This is a genomic window from bacterium, from assembly GCA_040755795.1.
Taxonomy (GTDB): domain Bacteria; phylum UBA9089; class CG2-30-40-21; order CG2-30-40-21; family SBAY01; genus JBFLXS01.
This window is the reverse complement of the sequence record JBFLXS010000546.1, coordinates 1-2,262: the sequence shown is the minus strand read 5'-3', so window position 1 is coordinate 2,262 and position 2,262 is coordinate 1. Positions and strand designations below refer to the sequence as shown.

Annotated in this window: 2 protein-coding genes; one reads left to right on the top strand and one right to left on the bottom strand. The window is 39.1% G+C overall.

Features of this window, described 5'->3' with window-relative positions; all coding sequences use genetic code 11:
* Nucleotides 1-350 precede the first annotated feature (350 nt).
* Nucleotides 351-527 (bottom strand): hypothetical protein, encoded by a 177-nt coding sequence (locus AB1414_19485; protein ID MEW6609596.1) that lies wholly within the window; start codon nt 525-527, stop codon nt 351-353.
* Between the two features lie 726 nt (nt 528-1,253).
* Here AB1414_19485 and AB1414_19480 point away from each other — a divergent pair.
* Nucleotides 1,254-2,054: a hypothetical protein gene (locus AB1414_19480; protein MEW6609595.1), complete on the top strand. Its 801-nt coding sequence runs from the start codon at nt 1,254-1,256 to the stop codon at nt 2,052-2,054.
* The last annotated feature ends 208 nt before the right edge of the window (nt 2,055-2,262 follow it).

The window sequence follows — 2,262 nt, the reverse complement described above, 5'->3', positions numbered from 1 at the left end:
CCCTTTTGGCGTTTGAACTCATAATGCAGTCCCTTTCTATGCATGTTTTTTCGGTAACATGCATTATGAGTCAACGATGTCTCCCTAGTCTTTACTTCGGTAACATTTTTTGTGATGCAATTCGATGGTGATATGGAGAAACGCGCGTTACTTGAATCTGCTGCGTTGCACGGCAAAAAAGTGCCCTTGCAGTGTAACAGTCTCATGTAACCTGTCTGTACAATATCTGTTTTTAATTCGCGATGGATTTCGGTAACGATGCGCAAAGGTGACTATCAAGCTGAAGACTATTACTCCTCAGTGCAAAGAATTATCCTAACTCGGTTTTGCGTTGATGGGAGGAAATAAAATTATTTCAGCACATTCAGTTTTTCGAGTATTCCTTTTAATATTTCCTCTTCTTCCTTCAGTTCCTGCTTCAAATCATGCTTCACGCCTGAAGCTATTTCACCCCTGAGTTCCGGGATATAGTCCTTAAGTACTTCTATTAGCGCTTTTTTCTCTTTTTCTGTTAGCTCTAAAGTCATTTCTTTACCTCCTTTTTAACTTCAAACTCATACCAGGTTTATACATCCTTATCCTTAAGTAGAATGTATCAGGAAAAATTAAACAAATCAAGGTGCTCCTTTGCGGGTTGTCAATGGGGGTTAGGATCGGTTAATGCTCAAAAAGTGTTAATCGGCATACAAAACTGAGCTGCTTTAAAGCTCTCTTGTCATTAACAATCTTCCTATGATTTGTATATTTTGGAAGCCTGAATGAAGCAGAATATGAGATCTCAACTTGTTACCTGTATGTTACTTAGTTCAATGGAGAGAAAAATACAAAAGGACCTCAGATTTATAACTATCTGAAATACTTGATAAATAATGGTGAGCCGTGCAGGATTCGAACCTGCGACCCGCTGATTAAGAGAAGTTTCGCCCTATCCCTTATTTCCTAAAATACCTTTGTTTTAAGCACTTACCAATCGAGTCCACTGGATAAAAGTTACCTAAACAGGTCTTTTGTATCTAAAGTTGCACACAAGACCTGCACACAAGATCTCGGAGGACACATGGAACTTTTTGCTGTAAAAGTGGATGGACAGGATTGCTGTCAGGTTATAGACAATGAATCGATGCATATAGTTGGCCACATAGAACAAGGGGAAAAGGGATTTTATATCCATCTCACAGACGAAGCCCTATTGTGGGAAATAATTAAAGATTATTCTCTACAAAAAAACGTTCTGTATTAAGAAAGGAGAAGAAATGAATTACACGGAAACATTACAGGCAGTGGATACCCTTAAAGCATTAAAGCTTTTAGGCTTTGAGACAGAACAGAAAGGAGCCTATCTCTATTTTCCTTGCAGTTGCGGAGATAAAAAGGTTATCAAGGCCTATGGGGAGAAGAAGAATGTTTTCTATTGCCCTAAATGCAAAGCAAGCGGGCATATTATCAAGCTGGTTTCAGAAATCATGAGCGAAAATAACACTGAACCATGGGATATCAAGAAGGCTTCCGATTATTTGATGGAAAAGGCGATTACTTACGGAGCAACATCAATAACCAAGGAACTCAATATGGATTATAAGCTCCACTATCATCCATTCTTGAAGGAACAGGGAATATCAGAGGAACTTGCTGCAGATCTTGGAATTGGGGTGCCCCAGGGGAAAACTATGCTTTCAGGCTGTGTTGCTTTTACGGTCCATAATGAGCAAGGATTGAAGATCGCTTATTATGGAATACGGTTAAAAGACCGGAAAGCCGTATGCCACAGGTCATTTAATCCTGAACTGTATCTCTATAACTGGCATCGAATACAGAATGATGGAGAAGTACTTTTTACTACAGATATATTTGATTGCGTGCGGTTAATCGGTGAAGGAAAGCAAGTTATTAGCAATTTCGGTTTGCCTTATCTCTCTGCTACTCACCTGGAATTACTGCAGAAATGCCGGTTTATGGAATTCTCATGCGAAGATCAGCAAATTCAAGAAATATCCAAGCAGGTAATTTACAACCTCAGAAACTACTATAGGTTCCGATTTAAAAACACAAAATAAAAAAGGTTTTGAAATTCAAAGCCCGCCGACTCATTTGAGTAGGCGGGTTTTAATTCTCTTTATATATCCGTCTAGTCGAGACGGAGTCATGTCAATAGGTGTGTAAAAAGCATTTAGGCGGCCATCCTTTCAAGCACCTTGGTTTCCTGCTTCAATACACCATCGACAAAAGTCCTTCCTTTATAAACATCAGCCAATAACCAGTATC

Excerpts from the sequence above, each read along its gene's own strand:
- AB1414_19485 (MEW6609596.1), bottom strand. The coding sequence starts at position 527 with ATGACTTTAGAGCTAACAGAAAAAGAGAAAAAAGCGCTAATAGAAGTA.
- AB1414_19480 (MEW6609595.1), top strand. The coding sequence starts at position 1,254 with ATGAATTACACGGAAACATTACAGGCAGTGGATACCCTTAAAGCATTA.